An 18,709-nucleotide genomic window follows, 5' to 3' on the forward strand; every position below is an offset into this window, starting at 1 on the left:
TGGTACATTTTTATTCTATCTCGGTTTCATCAATTTAGCGACCGTTGCCGTCCATCCTGTTTGATGTGAGGCGCCAACTCCACGTCCGTTATCTCCGTGAAAATATTCATAAAAGGTGATATAATCTTTGAAATGCTCATTGTAATTAAACTTATTGTTTCCCCCATTAAAAGCTCTTTGTCCATTTTCATCTTTAAGGAATATAGAACATAGCCTGTTACTGATATTTTGTGCTACTTCATCCAGATTCCTTTTATCTCCGCTTCCTGTCGGTAATTCCACTTTCAGGCTGTTTCCATAATAGAAATGAAAACGCTGCAGACTTTCGACAATCAAAAAGTTAATAGGGAACCAGATCGGGCCTCTCCAGTTACTATTTCCTCCAAACATTCTGCTGTCACTTTCCGCAGGGGTATAATAAACCACATTTTCTGTCCCATGAACAGAGAAAATAAAAGGATTTTCTTCATATACTTTAGACATGGCCCTGATACCATAAGAACTTAAAAATTCTTTTTCATCCAGCATTCTTGTCAAGACTTTTGTTAGTCTGTTTTTACGAAGGATACTCATTAAATGTTTTCTGCCGTGACCTTCTTCATCCCAATGGGAAACCAGTTTCGTAAGTTCCGGCTTATTTTTCAGCACCCATTCCATTCTTATTTTAAAGTTGGGCATTTTTTCCAATAATCCGTGATCAATAATCTCCACAGCAAATAAAGGAATAAGCCCGACAATACTTCTTAAACGAAGCGTAACACTTTCGCCGTTCCCAAGTTGTAGTACATCATAGAAAAAACCATCTTCTTCATTCCAAAGGCCTTCTTTTCCATCACCCATGTTTTCCATCGCTTCCGCGATGTAAAGATAATGCTCAAAAAACTTAATGGCCATGTCTTCATATACCTGATAGTATTGGGCAAGTTCCATTGCAATTCTCATCATATTCAATGCATACATTGCCATCCAGCTTGTACCGTCTGCCTGTTCAAGATGCTCACCGTCTTTAAGTTCCATATTACGATCGAAAGCTCCGATATTATCAAGACCTAGAAAACCGCCGCCGAAAATATTTTTACCGTTTTTATCCTTACGGTTTACCCACCAGGTAAAGTTCAAAAGTAATTTTTGAAAAACCTTTTCCAGAAACAGGAGATCCGGTTTTCCATTGGTCTTTTCATCAATCTTAAATACCCTGAAACAAGACCAAGCATGGACAGGTGGATTTACATCACTTAAGTTCCATTCATACGCCGGAAGTTGTCCATTAGGATGCATATACCACTCTTTGGTTAACAAGAGAAGTTGGTTTTTTGCAAACTGGGCATCAATTAATGCATAGGGAACGCAGTGAAAAGCGAGATCCCAAGTAGCATACCATGGGTATTCCCATTTGTCCGGCATTGAAATAATGTCCTTATTGTGCATGTGGTTCCACTCTGTATTTCTTACATAATGATTGAAATCCCTCGGTGCATCAAAATTAGGATCTCCCTTAAGCCATTTCCCAACATTATAATGATAAAATTGTTTGTTCCATAATAGCCCTGCGAACGCCTGACGTTGAACATTTCTTTCATCATCATTCGTTACATCGTGCTGAACTTCTTCATAGAATTCGTTGGCCTCAGCAATCCGGGTGTTGAAAATCTCATCAAAATGATGAAATGGTTCATCGGTGTCGTTTGGCGCCAACCTGAAATCAAAGGTTTTTGATTGTCCCCCACCAATAATTTCTTCAATCACAAAAGCGGCTTTTGAACCTCTTTTTTCCGGATTAACGGTATTGGAGTTATGAATAATGTGATCGTTTATACCATCCTTGAAATAGGTGTTATCTGTTAAAGGAGCTCCGTATAATTTAGGTGTATTGGTTTCATTATCACAAAAGAGACTTTTGGCACCGGTATTTCTTGAATAGAATTTTTTGATGGAAATACTATCATGGTTAATATCAATACAACCGTTGTATGAGGCGTTTAGCTGACCTTTATAAGTATTATATCCCCATTTCCAGTTGTTACGGAACCAGGCTGTTGGAGCAACAACAATAGGTGCGTCGTTTTGGCTCCTGTTACAAACTGTGATACGGACTAAAAAATCTTCAGCATCTGCTTTACAGTATTCGATGAAAATATCAAAATATTCATCATTATCAAAGATTCCGGTATCAAAGATTTCAAATTCAGCTTCCTTTTTGCTTCGTCTGCCGTTTTCAGATAGCAGGTGATCATAAGGAAATTCATGGATCGGATATTTATACACCATCTTCATATAACTATGGGTAGGCGTGTTGTCCAGATAGTAAAAGATCTCTTTGATATCTTCACCATGATTGCCCTGGGGATTACTCAATCCGAAAAAACGTTCTTTGATCATTTTGTCCTTTTTGTTCCAAAATGAAAGAGCGAAACAAAAAAGCTGTTTGGTGTCCGATATTCCGGCAATCCCTTCTTCACCCCAACGGTAGGCATAACTTTCAGCTTTATCATGATTGGTGAAATTCCACGCATTGCCATTGGGACTATAATCCTCACGAACATTACCCCATTGTCTGTTGCTTACATAAGGCCCCCAGTTTTTCCATTTTATATCCTGTAATCTTTGTTTTTCTGCAGTCATAGTTCATCATTTTTCACTACGAAGGTAATTTTTTTGAAAAATAATTCCAATTTTTTCTATCTGAATAATTCTTAATACATCCTTGTAACTATAATGATTACAGGGATTTTCAGAATAAATTATTTTTTTCATGAAAAAATTAAATAAAATGTTATATCTTTGCACCATTCGATCATTCAAATATTGAAAATGTTATCAAGAAAGGTTGAGGGATTAGACCCGATGAAACCTTAGCAACCCTTTGCGCAAGCGAAGAAGGTGCTACGTTCTACCAAATTATTTTTTGGACAGATAACTTACTGAGTTTTTCAGCCATTTCCTGTGGCATTTTCAATTGTATTATAAATAATGTATAATAGAATTGAAAACAGAACTAAAACATATTAATCTTTCGTATCAAACTAATTCCGGAAAGGAATGCAATATCCCGTTGAGCTATCAGACCTTCGGGAAAGAGCTGTTTTCAGCACCTGTTATTTTAATCAACCATGCTTTAACGGGAAATTCCAATGTATCGGGAACAAATGGCTGGTGGAAGCAATTAGTAGGAGATGGCCAGGTGGTTGATACCAATGTCTATACGGTTTTGTGTTTCAATATTCCCGGAAATGGTTACGATGATTTTTTAATTGAAGAATATGAAGAGTTTACTCCTTCGGATATTGCAGGCATATTTTTAAAAGGGCTAGAATTACTTAACATTAAAAGTCTATATGCGATTATCGGAGGTTCTCTTGGTGGAGGAATAGGATGGGAAATGCTGGTTAAACGCCCGGAACTTGCAGAAGTATTTATTCCCATTGCCTGTGATTTCAGAACTCATGATTGGCTGCATGCGCAATGTATGGTTCAGAAATTTTTATTAAATGGAAATGACGCTCCGTTACAAAAGGCAAGAATCCATGCAATGCTATGTTATAGAACCCCACAATCTTTAAACGACAGATTTCAAAATAAATACAATACCGCAAAAAATAAGCTTGAATCGGAAGATTGGCTTGAATATCACGGAAAAGCTCTTAATGAAAGATTTAGTTTAAAATCTTATCAACTGATGAATCATTTGCTGATGAACATTAATGCCGAGGAAGAAAGGCTGGAGAATGTACAGGCACGAATGCACTTGATCTCCGTTGATACAGATTTGTTCTTTCCTGCTTCCGAAATCCGGATGTGTTTTGAAAAACTGAAAGGTAAAAAAAAGGATGTTTCTTATCACGAGATCACCTCAGTTCACGGGCATGATGCCTTCCTAATGGAATACAAACAATTAAATAATATCATTAAAACCATTTTATTACAGAAAGAAACTGAACAATTACAAGAAACCTGTAATAAAGCTAAACAATAAAGAATGAACAGATGAAAAATGTTAACGAAATAAAATTTTTAAAGAACAGATCAATCATCAAATTTGAAGGAGAAGATTTCTTAGGGGAAATCGGTATTGACGGTAGAATTTTTAAAGCACTTACTTTAGCCAGGATTAGTGTAGGAGTGATCTCACAACAGGCTATAGAAAACGGAATATCAATTTTGGTTCACGAAAACGATTCTGAAAATGCGGTTAATTGTCTGATTGAGGAATTTGAAGCGGAAAGGAAATCAGGAGCAGTATCTCAGATTTATAGTATTAATAACGTTTCAGTTCTGGGGTTTGTAGCTGAAGATTTTAATAAAATACTGGCGGAACTGGCAAGAAATAATGTTTTTCCTTTGCTTCTGAATCAGATAGCAAGTGAAAAAAGAGTAAATATTGTAGTTACCTCTTCTCAGGATGAGAAAACTAAGAATATCATTGAATCTGAAATATCCAAAAAACCTAAAACCGTTCATCTTGCAATCATTGGACATGGGAATGTGGGTAAAACTCTGATTGACCAGGTATTGGAATCTTCCGAAGAAATTAAGAGACGGAAAAAAATAGATCTTAAAGTAGTGGCTGTTGCTAATTCAAGAAAAATAGCATTCAATAAAAAAGGTTTTGGTCATAATTGGAATGATGAGGTTTTAGTTGCTGAAAACCCTTCCAATGTTGATGAACTGATCAGTTTCTCCAGAGAGAATCAGCTGGAGAATCTTATTGTGGTTGATAATACGGCGAGTAAGGATTTTGTTAAGAATTATCATGCTTTAGCTGAGAACGGATTTGATCTTGTATCTTCCAACAAGATTTTCAATACCCTTCCAATAGAAGAATATCGTAAACTAAGATATACGTTGAATAAAAATAACAGGCGATACCTTTACGAAACCAATGTGGGAGCAGGTTTGCCTTTGATCGATACCATTAAACTATTGCACCTGTCGGGGGAAAATATTACAAGAATTAAAGGCGTGTTTTCAGGTTCTTTAAGTTATATCTTCAATAATTTTTCAGTTAGAGATGAGAAATTTTCAACCATTATAGGAGAAGCAATGGAGAAAGGATTTACTGAACCGGATCCTCGTGAGGACCTTTCAGGAAATGATGTTGCAAGAAAGCTTTTGATTCTGGCGAGAGAGTTGGATCTGATTAATGAATTCAATGATATTAATATTCAGAATCTAATTCCTGAAAACCTTCTTTCTATTGACAAAAATGAATTCATTTCCAGATTGGGAGAATTGGACGAGGAATACCAGAAAATTAAACAAAATCAGGAGGCAGATCATGTTCTACGATATGTAGGCGATCTACATGGCGATCTTCAAAAAGAAAAAGGAGAACTTGATGTAAAATTAATTTCTGTGCCGGCTACTTCCGCATTAGGGCAATTAAAAGGATCAGATTCCATTTTTGAAATCTATACGGAGAGCTATGGTGAAAACCCTATTGTAATTATGGGAGCCGGTGCGGGAGCACAGGTAACCGCGAGAGGTGTTTTTGGTGATATTTTAAGAGTAAGTGAAACAAAATAAATCAATGTACGAATGTAACGATATAACAGTGTGCCGATAAAAATGGCTCAGATCAGATTCGATCGATTCATTGGTAAACTGTTGCATTGATACATGATATTAAAATTAAAACTATATGGAAAATTTTGAAACGTTTGCAATAAGGACGCAGACTGAACGAACTCAGTTTGATGAACATTCTACTCCGCTCTATCTTACATCCAGCTTTATTTTTCAGGATGCAGAGGATATGAGGGCGAGCTTTGCAGAAGAAAAATCAAAAAATTTATACAGCAGATTCTCCAATCCAAACGTTACTGAATTCACCGATAAAATTGTGAAAATGGAGGGTGCGGAAGCGGGATATGCTTTTGCTACCGGAATGGCAGCAATTTATTCAACATTTGCAACTTTGCTTGATGCCGGAGATCATATTGTAAGCTGCCAGTCTGTTTTTGGATCTACACACACACTTTTTACAAAGTATTTCCCAAAATGGAATATTGAGACTACCTATTTTAAGGCAGAAGATGCAGAAAATGTTGAAAAGCTTATCAAACCTAATACAAAAATTTTATATCTGGAAACCCCGACTAATCCGGCAATTGAGATTCTGGATCTTGAGTTTTTCGGGAAAATTGCAAAAAAACATAATCTTATCTTCATTGTAGATAATTGTTTTGCCACCCCTTATCTTCAACAACCTATCAGGTACGGAGCTGATATTGTGGTTCATTCGGCAACAAAATTAATTGACGGACAAGGAAGGGTTCTTGGTGGAGTTGCGGTAGGAAAAGAAGACCTTATCCGGGAAATCTATCTTTTTGCAAGAAATACAGGTCCGGCCATGTCTCCTTTTAATGCATGGGTTTTGTCTAAAAGTCTTGAAACTTTAGCCATCAGAGTTGAAAAGCATTGTGAAAATGCATTGAAAGTCGCTGAATTTTTAGAAAGCCACCCTAATGTTGAATTAGTAAAATATCCTTTTTTACCTTCACATCCAAGCTATGAAGTAGCAAAAAAACAGATGAAATTAGGAGGGAATATTGTCGCTTTTGAAATCAAAGGAGGAATTGAAGGAGGTCGAAAGTTTTTAGATAAAATAAAGATGTGTTCACTTTCAGCAAATCTTGGTGATACCAGAACAATTGTTACACATCCTGCTTCTACTACACATTCCAAATTAACTGATGAGGAAAGGAACGAAGTGGGAATCACTGCCGGCCTTGTACGTTGTTCTGTAGGTTTGGAAAACGTGGAAGATGTTATTGCTGATTTAAAACAGGCATTGGATTAACTCAATTGAAATGGGCTTTAGCCCATTTATGAAAAAAATATTAACGGCTTTAGCCACAATCTACAAAATGAAAAGTTCAGAACAATTATATAAGGCACTCTCCGAAAGAATTTTAGTTCTTGATGGGGCGATGGGAACGATGCTTCAACGATACAAATTTGAAGAAGAAGACTATCGTGGTGAGCGTTTCAAAGATTATCCGCATCTGGTTAAAGGAAATAACGACCTACTTTCCCTCACACAGCCTCATGCTATTGAAGAAGTTCATAGAAAATATCTGGAAGCGGGAGCTGATATTATCGAAACCAACACATTCTCGGGAACTACAATTGCAATGGCAGATTATCATATGGAAGACCTGGTTTATGAGCTGAATTATGAATCTGCAAAAATAGCCAGAAAAGTATGTGATGAATTCACGGCTAAGAACCCGGATAAGCCTAGGTTTGTAGCAGGATCTATTGGTCCTACGAACAGAACGGCAAGTCTGAGCCCTGATGTAAATGATCCGGGATATCGTGCCATTACATTTGATGAACTGAGAATTGCTTATAAACAGCAGTCCGAAGCTCTTTTGGATGGGGGTTCCGATATCTTGCTGGTAGAAACAATCTTTGACACCTTAAATGCTAAAGCAGCTTTATTTGCCATTGATGAAATTCAGGATGAAAGAGGAATAAAAATTCCGATAATGGTTTCAGGAACTATTACCGATGCTTCGGGAAGAACTTTGAGTGGTCAGACGGCAGAAGCATTTTTAATTTCGGTTTCACATCTGAATCTTTTGAGTGTCGGATTTAATTGCGCGCTGGGAGCTAATCAGCTGACACCTTATCTGGAAACATTGGCTCATAATTCGGATTTTTATGTCTCAGCATATCCCAATGCGGGATTACCGAATGCTTTCGGTAAATATGATGAGACACCCGAGTTTATGGCAGAACAGATACAAGAATATGTGGAAAAAGGTCTGATCAATATTATTGGAGGATGTTGTGGTACAACCCCTGAACATATCAGGGCTATAGCAGGCTTAGTGAATAAGTATGAGCCAAGAAAATTGAGGAAATTTGCATGATTTGATAGATTTTTTTCATTGAATCAATTGTAAGATAACGGTTTAGTATTATTATTTTTAAGTTAAACTAAAACTAATCATATGGAAAAGCCGAGTTACTTAAAGAGTGCAGAAGACACAAAAATCTTTAATGAATTAAGAAAAAAGGTGAACCAGAGAGTCGAAAACATAGAGGAAAACAGAGATATCTACATTCAGATTAAAGCTGTTTTATTGCCCCTTATTTATATTGGGCTATATGTTTTTGCGTTGATTAATGTTGAGAAATCTTTGCTTTATATTTTGAGTTTTGTGTTAATGGGAATTATGTTGGTGTTGATCTATCTGAATTTAATTCATGAAGCGGCTCACAATAATATATTCAAAAACAAAAGATTAAATAGCTGGGTACTGCAAATTTTTGATTTTGTGGGAGCCAATTCTTATATCTGGAAGAAAAGGCATATTGCAAGCCATCATGCATATCCGAATGTAGACGGATGGGATACTGATATAGAGCAGAGTGGTTTACTGCTGATTGTTCCATGGATCCGGGCAAAAGGAGTGCAGAAATACCAGCATCTGTTTTTCTTTCTGGTGTATCCTTTATATTTATTCAACTGGATGTTTATCAGGGATTTCAGGGATTTCTTTGATAAGGAAAGGGTTATTTTAAAAACCCAGGGCGCCATTCCAGTTGTTGAGAAAGTAAAGATGGTTGTTTATAAACTCTTTTATTTCTTTTATCAGATTGTTGTTCCTGTTGTATTCTTTAAAGTTTCGATTGGATTGGCGATAGGAGCCTGGTTTTTACAGGTCATTACAGCAAGCATTTTTGCTTTGTTTGTTTTATTGCCATTACATCCGCTTCCCGATAATGCTTTTCCAAAATTAGATGAGAAAAACTCACTTCCATACAGCTGGATTCGGCATCAGTTGGAAGTAACCAATGATTTAACCAATAATAATTGGATGATCAGAAATGTATTGGGGAATTTCAATTTTCATGTGGCTCACCACCTCTTTCCAAATTATAGCTATATGTACTATAACGAGATAACAGAAGAAATAGAAGAGTTTGCTAGAGAACATGGTTTAGTATACAAAAGATTTCCAATTTTTACCGCTTTAGGCAAACATGTGGAGTTGCTGAGGCAAAATGCAAATAATGCATATTACATTTTAGAAGAATAAAAAATTGATGAAATATTTAAGATTATCGGGCCTTGAGCCTCTTATCATAACACCGGAAAGTAATTTCATCAACGTTGGTGAAAGGACTAATGTTGCCGGTTCTAAAAAGTTTTTAAGATTAATCAAGGAAGAAAAATTTCCTGAAGCATTAGATATTGCAAGACATCAGGTGGAAGGGGGAGCGCAGATCCTCGATGTTAATTTTGACGACGGACTGATTGATGGAAAAACATCAATGGTTAAATTCCTGAATCTGATTGCTTCCGAACCTGATATCGCGAGAATTCCCATTATGGTGGATTCTTCCAAATGGGAGATCCTGGAAGCAGGACTACAGGTTGTTCAAGGAAAATGTGTGGTGAATTCTATCAGTTTAAAAGGAGGGGAAGAAGAATTCATCAGACAGGCAAAAGCAATAAAAAGATATGGTGCTGCTGTTATTGTGATGGCTTTTGATGAAGAAGGACAGGCAGATACCTTAGACAGAAGAATAGAAATTTCAAAGCGGTCATATGATATTTTAGTTAATCAGATTGATTTTCCCGCTGAGGATATTATTTTCGATTTAAATATCTTCCCTGTTGCAACAGGAATGGATGAGCATAGAAGAAATGCCTTGGATTTTATCGATGCAACGCGATGGGTAAGACAAAACCTTCCCTATGCCTCTGTAAGTGGTGGAGTTAGTAACGTTTCATTTTCCTTTCGGGGGAATGATACGGTAAGAGAAGCGATGCACTCGGTTTTTCTTTATCATGCGATTCAGGCAGGAATGAATATGGGGATTGTGAACCCTGCGATGCTTGAGGTATATGATGAAATCAATAAAGAATTACTGGAGCTTGTAGAAGATGTTATTCTAGATAAAAGGGAAGATGCTACTGAACGGCTTCTGGATTATTCTGAAAAGCATAAATCTGTAAAAAAAGAGAAAACGGAAGATCTGGAATGGAGAACAAAACCTCTTCAGGACAGAATTACCCATGCTTTGGTAAAGGGAATAGATCGTTTTATAGAAGAAGATGTAGAAGAAGCAAGAAAAGAAGCAGAAAAACCATTGCATGTTATTGAGGTCAACCTGATGACGGGAATGGGTGTTGTAGGAGATTTATTCGGAAGCGGAAAGATGTTTCTTCCGCAGGTAGTAAAATCTGCACGGGTAATGAAAAAGGCAGTTGCCTATCTTCAGCCTTTCATCGAAGCGGAAAAAGATGGTTCAAGACCTGCGAATGGTAAAATACTTATGGCTACCGTAAAAGGAGACGTTCACGATATCGGAAAAAATATTGTTAGTGTTGTTTTGGGTTGTAATAATTATGAAATCGTAGACCTTGGAGTAATGGTTCCGGCTGAGAAAATTATTCAGACGGCAATTGAAGAAAACGTGGATGTTATAGGACTGAGCGGCTTAATTACACCAAGCCTTGATGAAATGGTGTATATTGCTGCTGAGCTGGAAAGACAAAATTTGGATTTTCCATTACTAATAGGAGGAGCTACCACATCAAAAGCGCACACAGCCGTAAAAATAGATCTGAAGTATAAAAACGCTGTTGTACATGTAAACGACGCTTCCCGGGCGGTAAATGTGGTAAGTTCTTTATTGGGAGACCGGAATAAGGAGTATGTGGATGACTTAAAAAGTGAATATTCGGATTTCCGTGAAAAGTTCCTGAACAGACAGATCGATAAAGATTACGTCTCTATTGAAGAAGCCAGAAGAAATCATTTTAAAATAGACTGGGAAAGCGAACAAATCTTTACACCCAACAATATCGGTGTACAAATCTTTCAGGATCAGGATCTGAATGAATTGGTTCCGTTTATTGACTGGTCACCTTTCTTCAGGAGCTGGGATCTTCATGGGAAATACCCGAACATATTAGAGGATGAGGTAGTAGGGGCTCAGGCAAAAGAGCTATTTAAAGATGCTCAGGTGATCCTGAAAAAAATTCTTGATGAGAAGCTTCTTACTGCAAAGGCCATATTTGGAGTTTTTAAAGCCAATGCTAATGAAACGGATGATATTATCATCTTTGATGAAAATGATCAGGAACAGACAAGGTTTTTGACTTTAAGACAGCAGGTTCAAAAGTCCAAAGGCAAAGAGTATCTCGCATTAAGTGATTTTATCGCTCCCCAAAGTTCAGGAAAGACAGATTATATGGGAGCTTTCTGTGTAACAACAGGTTTTGGAACAGATGAGCTTTCTGCAGAATATGAAAAGGCGAATGATGATTACAATTCCATTATGGTAAAGGCCTTGGCAGACAGATTCGCTGAAGCATATGCCGAATTTTTACATAAAAAAATAAGAACAGAATATTGGGGGTATGCAAAACAGGAAGAGCTAAGCAATGAGGAACTTATTGCCGAAAAATATAAAGGAATACGTCCTGCTCCCGGATATCCTGCTTGCCCTGACCATCTGGAAAAGAAAACCATTTGGGATCTTTTAAAAGTAGAAGAAAATATAGGCGTTTATCTTACCGAAAGTTTAGCAATGTTCCCTACAGCGTCAGTTTCCGGATATTATTTTGGCAGCCCTCATGCAAAATATTTCGGGTTGGGGAAAATCACAGAAGATCAATTAAAAGACTACGCCGCACGAAGGGGGTGTAGCATTCAGGAAGCCAAAAAATGGCTGTCACCTAATTTAGCAGATTAAAACAAGCATGAAGATTACTGAACATATAAAAAAAGCAAATGGAAAGACTTTATTCTCTTTAGAAGTGGTTCCGCCACAAAAGGGAATTGGTATTGAGGACCTTTACAGGAATATAGATCCTTTAATGGAATTCAAACCGCCTTTTATTGATGTTACAACTTCCAGGGAAGAATATATTTATCTTGATAAAGGAAATGGTCTGATGGAACGCAGAATTACAAGAATGCGCCCCGGAACCTTGGGGATATGTTCTGCTATTCAGCATAAATATAATGTAGATACCGTTCCCCATTTATTATGTGGAGGCTTTACAAAAGAAGAAACAGAGTACCTTTTGGTAGATTGTATGTATCTCGGGATTGAGAATATTATGGCACTGAGAGGAGATGCGATGAAAGGGCATCAGTATTTTGAAGCAACACCAGGCGGACATGAAAGTGCGATGGATCTTGTATATCAAATTAATGATCTCGGACGTGGAAAATACCTTCATAATGAAGATGAGGTTGGTGACGAACTGAATAAATTCTGCATTGGAGTTGCAGGATATCCCGAAAAGCATATTGAAGCCCCTTCAATGAACTATGACCTTAAATGGCTAAAACAAAAGGTAGATGCGGGTGCAGATTACATCGTCACGCAAATGTTTTTTGATAATAAAAAATACATTGAGTTTGTTCACAAAGCAAGGGAAATGGGAATTACGGTTCCTATTATTCCGGGAATCAAACCTATTGCAACCAAAAAGCATTTAAAATTATTACCACAAGTATTTAAAATCGATTTGCCCGAAGAATTGATCAGTGAAGTTGAAAATGCCAGAAACAATGAAGCTGTAAAGCAAATTGGGGTAGAGTGGGCAATCAATCAGTGCCGGGAACTTCTGGATTTTGGAGTGCCTGTTTTACATTTTTATTCTATGGGTAAAAGTGATAACATAAAGAAAGTCGCAGGGGAATTATTTTAATGAAGGAGTATTAATGAAAGGAATCCCTGTTGTTCTATCAACAGGGATTTTTTTATAAAATAGGATAATCCGAATTATTGCGGGTAATGAATGTTTATAGAATTTATCTTCTTTTCATTTAAATTGAAATAATATATATTATTTGTATTGTCGTTCTGTTGATAAAAAATTACGTCATTTACACTTCTTATAATATTATAATGGTAACCTGTAGATGGCAAAACAGGAAATTCTTTTTTAGCTTTTAAGTCTAACATTACTAATTGATATGATGATGCACATAGTACATTATTATTTGTCAGTAATACAGGGTTAGAATACATTGTAGAATTTTCGTAATGTGTCGTTTGTAATCATAATTTTATTAAGTGTTTTTGGATTCGTTATGTTATGGTCTGGATTAAAGAAAAACAAACCACTTTCATCTGGGGATCCTCGCATAGAAATTACTAAGCTATCTTTTCCTAAATTTAAAATCTCCTGCATATAATATGAGTTTAAATTTGAAATTTTTTTTGATTTTAAATTATTTATGTCTAATTCATAAATGTCATAATTATGATAAGCATTTGGTACAGTTGGAGAATACGATTGAAAAGTTTTCGCTTGCAGATAAAATATTTTATTGGATTGTGAAAATATATAATCGGAAATAAATCCATCACCAACTTTAATTTCTTAGTTATTTTATGACTAAGGAGATCGTAAAAGTGAAATTCGGGACGTAATTTATTTTTAGGATAATATAAAGCAATTATAGTTTTACCATTATCAGAATATTTTGGGTTAATATAATTTCCGGGACCTTTGAAAATATTGTATGTTATTCTATTATTGGTATTAATAAGCTTAGCATATACAGAATATAGTGAATCCTCTTTGTAAGAGAAAATTATAGTCTTAATATCAGGTGAAACATCAAATCCATTCAAATATGATTTCTTTTTATTTTGATTACAAGAATATAACAAAATTAATAAAAATATATAGGGTAGTCTACTCATCTTATGCTTCGAGGTATTTGGTTAATTATAATATAAGGGTATTGTTATCCGAAATTATTCAAATAATTCATTGTCATTCTTGTAGCGGAAGAATAATATCTCAATCCACCACCTATCCAATCTCCATTTACAGAAGACCCTGCATTATTTATAGCATAGCTTAAGCATAAGTGTTTCCCGAGTTACTTATCAGAGCAGCATAAGTGTTGTGGATGATAATGACTGTGTTATAAAAACTAGCTCCTCGCAAAGGCAAGGAGCTAGTTTTTTCATTCCGGATCAAACCATTTCTGCCTTTTTGCTACTTCTATCATGTGAGCGATTGTTATTGAAGGTTTAGAAATGGTATTAGTCTTAATTCCTATTTTTATTAAAAATTTCTCTATCAGAAAATTATTGTAAAAATACTTATTTACATTAAACTCATTACTGTTTTTAATATTGAAATCTTTAAAAAAAGATTCAAATAGACATTCCATATCCATAAAATCTTCATTTTTATCATTAATAATTGTTTTATATTTCAGTTCTTCATTATAATACCCACGTTTTTGAAAATAATCTACTACAATATCAGTTGTATCCATTTAATTATTTGTTTATATTATTATAGATTAATCCTCCTCCTATACTGAATCTTCCTGCACCGAACCAAACAGCATTTCGACCATAAAAACTAGCCCAATTCCTTGTCAGCCCGGCTTTAACTCCAGTGAAATATGGAAGTTTTTTTATTAATCCACCCAATAAATTTATCTTTTTATAACCATAAATTTTAGAGTAGTGAAGAGAAGACTCTAAGACGGTTTTACTAGCCTTACCTAGAACAGGAATACCTAATTTAGCTTTACTGAGATTAGTTACTCCCATTTTGATTAAACCCAATCCAGCTTTCACTTCTCCTGTACCAATAAACATAGATGTTACATCCCAGCCAGCATCATAGGAGGCTCCTCCGGTTCCAATAGTTCTTATTCTGTATCCATAGCCTTCTACGCTTGAACTAACTTCTCCACCCTGGAATGTACCTATTTTTACCGATGTAGAAGATATTACATTTCCATTATCATCATACATGTAATCTGTAGTATTCCCTCCATCATTATTGATTTTTTTACCAGCTTTATCGTAACCATTATAGGGTGCGTCTCTCAAATGCGCCACATGATTTAATCCTGTAACTATACCCCCAATCAAAGCTCCTTGCCAGAAGTTTCCTCTTGTGAGTTCTGATCCAATCCCTCCTGCTAAGGCTCCAAAAGCAATCGTACCCACGGTACTGTTATTATCCACCACACAAAAGATTCGTGCGGTATCGGGTGTAAGGGTTTTATCTTTATCCAGGGTTATTATCTAACCTCTTTTTTCTTCAACCATACAAAAGGATTGACTTCGTTGATTTTCATTTCGTGCGGTAATGAGGAGTTATTTTTTAGTATACAAATTCTACCATATTAGATTTATATATTTTGGATTTTATTTTTAACTGAACTTGCATCTTATATTTTTTTCCTCTTTCTAAAGAATAAAACGCATACCAACAGTCAAACATTCTACAAGGATAATCTTGAAATAATTCCTTTGCATTTCTGTAAACTAAAAATTTATACTTTAATTTTTTAATTTTTCCCTTATGAATAAATATTTTCTCATTTTTTCTTTTTTCAATATTTTCTAACTCTTTTTTATAAAATGAGGGTGGTTCGTCGGGATGTGGTAAAATGTATGCATTTTGCATTGGAACTACGGTAGCCCCATCAAAAACAAATAAATATAAATTATTTTCATACATAGGGTATATCTCCGTTTCATTCATAGCTCCATTAATACTCGTAGATGTTAAATCTGTATTTAAATTTAGCTTTTCATTAGAAATTATGCCAACATTCAAATTATTATTTTGTTTTTGCAAGTTAATACTTACTTGTTGAGCATAGCTACAACAGAAAGCCAAAAGAAAAATAATATATTTCATTACCAATTATTTTTTACTTTATAATAATTATACCATTGTTTAGATAATGCTGAGGGAGCAAATGTTATCTCCCATTGATATGCTCTAAACTCCAGCGCTTCTCTATAATAAATATTTGCAGGCTTTTGATCATTCTTGTAAAACTTCAAATAACTATTAAATATTGATTTTGCGGTTTCATTAATAAAATCTATTGAATGAACTAGCTCATGGCCAACAGTCTGATAAAGTTTGAAATATGAGAATGTTTTTGACTTATTTAAAATGATATTTCCTGTTTTATCATTTGTTTCTCCTAATCTATTAGATTGATTCGTTTTCCCATATCCGATAGGAACATTTCCGGATTTTTTATGCATAGAAGATAATGTGTCTGTACTAAGAACCATATCAAGGCTTTCCTGCGTGTTAGGTGCTGTTGCATTTACGTCCTTTACTCCGACTGCATGTAGTTCCTTTTCAGCAATGGATTTAGTTCCAATCCTATGCATCGCATGATTCAATCCAGCAACAATACCACCTATAACGGCTCCTTGCCAGAAGTTTCCTCCTGTGAGTTCTGATCCAATCCCTCCTGCTAAGGCTCCAAAAGCAATCGTACCCACGGCACTATTGGCAGCATCGCCTACAAGTTTCTGTTATTACCCACTACACGAAAGATTCTTGCGGTAGTGGGGTGTAAGAGTTTTATCTTTATCTAGGGTTATTATCTAACCTCTTTTTTCTTTAACCATACAAAAGAATTGACTTCGTTGATTTTCATTTCGTTCGGTAATGAGGAGTTATTTTTTAATATACAAATTCTACCATATTAGATTTATATATTTTAGATTTTATTTTTAACTGAACTTGCATTTTATACTTTTTTCCTCTTTCTAAAGAATAAAACTCATACCAACAATTTAATAATGTACATGGATAATCTTTGAAAAGAGATTCCATATCAGCATAGACCCGAAATGGAAATTCCAATAAAACGCCTTTAGATTTAGAAATATTTATATTGATTTGACTTAGGTCTAAACGTGCCTTTTCAAGTATTTCTTTTTCTTTCCAATACGCTTCAGATTGTTCAATAGATTCAAATCTAATATTTCCTATTTTATTAGCAATTCCGCTTTCAATGAAATTATTTTTTTCATCATATAAAAACAATGTTAATTTTTTCTCCCTTATCCCTGATTTTTTGACCTGATAAAATGTATTATTGGCATATTCTATATCCTTCCTGATTTCAAGATTATTGCCTGATTTCAGAGTAATATTTATGTATTGCAAATTATCACTCAATTTTAGATCAATATTTTGAGGAAAAAGAAATTCATAAAATAATGTAGTAATTAAAAAAACTATTCTTTTCATAATCCTAATAATGATTTATATTTGTTGTATTGTTGTGATGACCACCAATCTTTTGCATAGCGCATTTCCCAACCATATGCCCGATATTCTTTCCAATTGTTATACCTTTCCATTGAACGTTCTGGATTGTTCGAAAAACGTTTCATATAAATACCATACTGTCTTACAGCTGCTCCTGAAATAAAATCAATAGCATGAGTAAGTTCATGTCCAACGGTTTGATAAAGTTTGAAGTATGAAAATGTCGAATTTTTATTTAAAACAATACTTACAGCTCTTCTTGAACTTGCATTTGGTGTTGTTTCAGCTTCATTGCCAAGATCCGTAGTCCCATATCCGATAGGAACATTTCCGGATTTTTTATGCATAGAAGATAATGTGTCTGTACTAAGAACCGTATCAAGGCTTTCCTGCGTGTTAGGTGCTGTTGCATTTACGTCCTTTACTCCGACTGCATTTAGTTCCTTTTCAGCAATGGATTTAGTTCCAATCCTATGCATCGCATGATTCAATCCAGCAACAATACCACCTATAACGGCTCCTTGCCAGAAGTTTCCTCCTGTGAGTTCTGATCCAATCCCTCCTGCTAAGGCTCCAAAAGCAATCGTACCCACGGTACTGTTGGCAGCATCGCCTACAAGTTTCTGAAAACCTGCTGCCCCTAAACTTCCCAGAGCTCCTGAAGCAAAAGCCTGAAGAAACCCACTGCCATTATTCTGCACCATTCCCAATACTCCTTGTGAGAGGCCATGAGCCCCGGCTTGTAATACTGCATTACCAAAGGTTTTCGCGGCGGCGGAAAAAATAGTTCCTATCCCAAAGGTAGCAGCACCCCCGACCGCGCCAAAGAACATCGATTTTAAGGCTCCCCCAAAACTCCATTTATCTATATTTCCTGTGAGTCCCAGTGTCAATGTATAAGATACCAGCCCTACAGCAGCTCCTATAAATACAGCTTTCCATATTGCAAACATTGAAATCCCTAATAATGTGACCAATTCTTCTCCACTGGGATCATTAAACATTAAAGGATTATTCAATACATATCCATACTTATTATAATTCTGGGTGTTGGTGGGGTCCTGTATATTCTCGTCCGCATTTAAAAATCTTCTTAATAGAGGATCATACAACCTTCCGTTCATATGAATGATTCCTACTTCTGTAAAATGCTCATGGCTGGTGTAGCCTCTTTCAATTAAGAGTGATGAATTACGAATTACATTTTGATCGGTAATAATAGCTCCATTCCCAATTTTAAGATGGGTAAAGTTACCCCATGCGTCAAAATGTCTTTGTTCCAGTTTATTTCCTGCCTCATCGCTAATCGCCAGAATACTTCCGATATAATCTTTGTGCAAAAATTTATAAGATCCACTGCTCTCTGTATAGTCTTTCAAATATACAATTTTAGAATCATAAGGTGTTCCTCCAATATACAGGATGTGCTTTTCCTTTCCAGTGGTATTATCTTTGATCACCTCATAGCTTCCATCTTCACTATAGAATTTTGTAAACTTTCCTTCTCCATCATTGCTAAAGTTACCTCCATAACTCACCCTTTGCCTCATGCTGGTTAAACCATATTGGAAAGCCACATCTCCTTTTTCTCCATCAATGAATACCGGATCATTGTTTTCGTTATAAGAAATACTCTGGATTAAGTCATTGTTATAGTTTTGT

At 35.6% G+C, this 18,709-nt stretch carries 14 protein-coding genes and 1 riboswitch; of the genes, 7 read left to right on the forward strand and 7 right to left on the reverse strand.

The window, feature by feature from the left end:
* Positions 1 to 15: 15 nt before the first annotated feature.
* On the reverse strand, positions 16 to 2,622 hold the full coding sequence (locus AC0INN_RS13465; RefSeq protein ID WP_273650572.1) for an MGH1-like glycoside hydrolase domain-containing protein: 2,607 nt from the start codon (positions 2,620 to 2,622) through the stop codon (positions 16 to 18).
* Between the two features lie 189 nt (positions 2,623 to 2,811).
* Positions 2,812 to 2,920: riboswitch (SAM riboswitch) on the forward strand.
* A 63-nt stretch (positions 2,921 to 2,983) separates the two neighbouring features.
* Here AC0INN_RS13465 and AC0INN_RS13470 point away from each other — a divergent pair.
* The 7 genes from AC0INN_RS13470 to metF all read left to right on the forward strand — a co-directional run bounded on the left by AC0INN_RS13470 (position 2,984) and on the right by metF (position 12,685).
* A complete protein-coding gene (locus AC0INN_RS13470; protein WP_373428017.1) occupies positions 2,984 to 3,973 on the forward strand; it encodes an alpha/beta fold hydrolase in 990 nt (329 codons plus the stop codon).
* 11 nt (positions 3,974 to 3,984) lie between these two features.
* The gene (locus AC0INN_RS13475; protein WP_373428018.1) at positions 3,985 to 5,523 is read left to right on the forward strand and encodes an ACT domain-containing protein; all 1,539 of its coding nucleotides are present in this window, start codon (positions 3,985 to 3,987) and stop codon (positions 5,521 to 5,523) included.
* 115 nt (positions 5,524 to 5,638) lie between these two features.
* Positions 5,639 to 6,799: an O-succinylhomoserine sulfhydrylase gene (locus AC0INN_RS13480; RefSeq protein ID WP_273650573.1), complete on the forward strand. Its 1,161-nt coding sequence runs from the start codon at positions 5,639 to 5,641 to the stop codon at positions 6,797 to 6,799.
* A gap of 67 nt (positions 6,800 to 6,866) precedes the next feature.
* The gene (locus AC0INN_RS13485) at positions 6,867 to 7,877 is read left to right on the forward strand and encodes a homocysteine S-methyltransferase family protein (RefSeq protein WP_273650574.1); all 1,011 of its coding nucleotides are present in this window, start codon (positions 6,867 to 6,869) and stop codon (positions 7,875 to 7,877) included.
* Positions 7,878 to 7,958: 81 nt separating this feature from the next.
* Positions 7,959 to 9,050, forward strand: a complete 1,092-nt coding sequence (locus AC0INN_RS13490) for a fatty acid desaturase family protein (protein ID WP_273650575.1) — start codon at positions 7,959 to 7,961, stop codon at positions 9,048 to 9,050.
* 7 nt (positions 9,051 to 9,057) lie between these two features.
* Positions 9,058 to 11,718, forward strand: a complete 2,661-nt coding sequence (metH, locus tag AC0INN_RS13495; protein ID WP_273650576.1) for a methionine synthase — start codon at positions 9,058 to 9,060, stop codon at positions 11,716 to 11,718.
* 7 nt (positions 11,719 to 11,725) lie between these two features.
* Complete coding sequence (gene metF, locus AC0INN_RS13500) at positions 11,726 to 12,685, forward strand: methylenetetrahydrofolate reductase [NAD(P)H] (protein ID WP_273650577.1); 960 nt, start codon at positions 11,726 to 11,728, stop codon at positions 12,683 to 12,685.
* Between the two features lie 1,273 nt (positions 12,686 to 13,958).
* On the opposite strand, the gene AC0INN_RS13505 is transcribed toward metF, so the two are convergent.
* The 6 genes from AC0INN_RS13505 to AC0INN_RS13530 form a co-directional block, all read right to left on the reverse strand.
* Positions 13,959 to 14,276: a DUF1493 family protein gene (locus AC0INN_RS13505; RefSeq protein WP_306613554.1), complete on the reverse strand. Its 318-nt coding sequence runs from the start codon at positions 14,274 to 14,276 to the stop codon at positions 13,959 to 13,961.
* Between the two features lie 4 nt (positions 14,277 to 14,280).
* Positions 14,281 to 14,982 (reverse strand): hypothetical protein, encoded by a 702-nt coding sequence (locus AC0INN_RS13510; protein ID WP_273650579.1) that lies wholly within the window; start codon positions 14,980 to 14,982, stop codon positions 14,281 to 14,283.
* Between the two features lie 139 nt (positions 14,983 to 15,121).
* A complete protein-coding gene (locus AC0INN_RS13515) occupies positions 15,122 to 15,664 on the reverse strand; it encodes a hypothetical protein (protein ID WP_273650580.1) in 543 nt (180 codons plus the stop codon).
* Complete coding sequence (locus AC0INN_RS13520; RefSeq protein WP_273650581.1) at positions 15,664 to 16,269, reverse strand: hypothetical protein; 606 nt, start codon at positions 16,267 to 16,269, stop codon at positions 15,664 to 15,666. Before AC0INN_RS13520 ends, AC0INN_RS13515 begins: the two co-directional genes overlap by 1 nt.
* Before the next feature lie 184 nt (positions 16,270 to 16,453).
* Positions 16,454 to 17,026 (reverse strand): hypothetical protein, encoded by a 573-nt coding sequence (locus AC0INN_RS13525; protein ID WP_273650582.1) that lies wholly within the window; start codon positions 17,024 to 17,026, stop codon positions 16,454 to 16,456.
* On the reverse strand, positions 17,023 to 18,709 hold a 1,687-nt coding region (locus AC0INN_RS13530; protein WP_306613557.1), incomplete at its 5' end, for an RHS repeat domain-containing protein. The genes AC0INN_RS13530 and AC0INN_RS13525, both read right to left, overlap by 4 nt.

The sequence above is a fragment of the Chryseobacterium subflavum genome, assembly GCF_055762745.1.

Bases quoted from the DNA above. Each gene is read 5' to 3' on its own strand.
- AC0INN_RS13465 (WP_273650572.1), bottom strand. From the start codon at position 2,622: ATGACTGCAGAAAAACAAAGATTACAGGATATAAAATGGAAAAACTGG.
- AC0INN_RS13475 (WP_373428018.1), top strand. From the start codon at position 3,985: ATGAAAAATGTTAACGAAATAAAATTTTTAAAGAACAGATCAATCATC.
- AC0INN_RS13480 (WP_273650573.1), top strand. From the start codon at position 5,639: ATGGAAAATTTTGAAACGTTTGCAATAAGGACGCAGACTGAACGAACT.
- AC0INN_RS13485 (WP_273650574.1), top strand. From the start codon at position 6,867: ATGAAAAGTTCAGAACAATTATATAAGGCACTCTCCGAAAGAATTTTA.
- AC0INN_RS13490 (WP_273650575.1), top strand. From the start codon at position 7,959: ATGGAAAAGCCGAGTTACTTAAAGAGTGCAGAAGACACAAAAATCTTT.
- metH (WP_273650576.1), top strand. From the start codon at position 9,058: ATGAAATATTTAAGATTATCGGGCCTTGAGCCTCTTATCATAACACCG.
- metF (WP_273650577.1), top strand. From the start codon at position 11,726: ATGAAGATTACTGAACATATAAAAAAAGCAAATGGAAAGACTTTATTC.
- AC0INN_RS13505 (WP_306613554.1), bottom strand. From the start codon at position 14,276: ATGGATACAACTGATATTGTAGTAGATTATTTTCAAAAACGTGGGTAT.
- AC0INN_RS13515 (WP_273650580.1), bottom strand. From the start codon at position 15,664: ATGAAATATATTATTTTTCTTTTGGCTTTCTGTTGTAGCTATGCTCAA.
- AC0INN_RS13525 (WP_273650582.1), bottom strand. From the start codon at position 17,026: ATGAAAAGAATAGTTTTTTTAATTACTACATTATTTTATGAATTTCTT.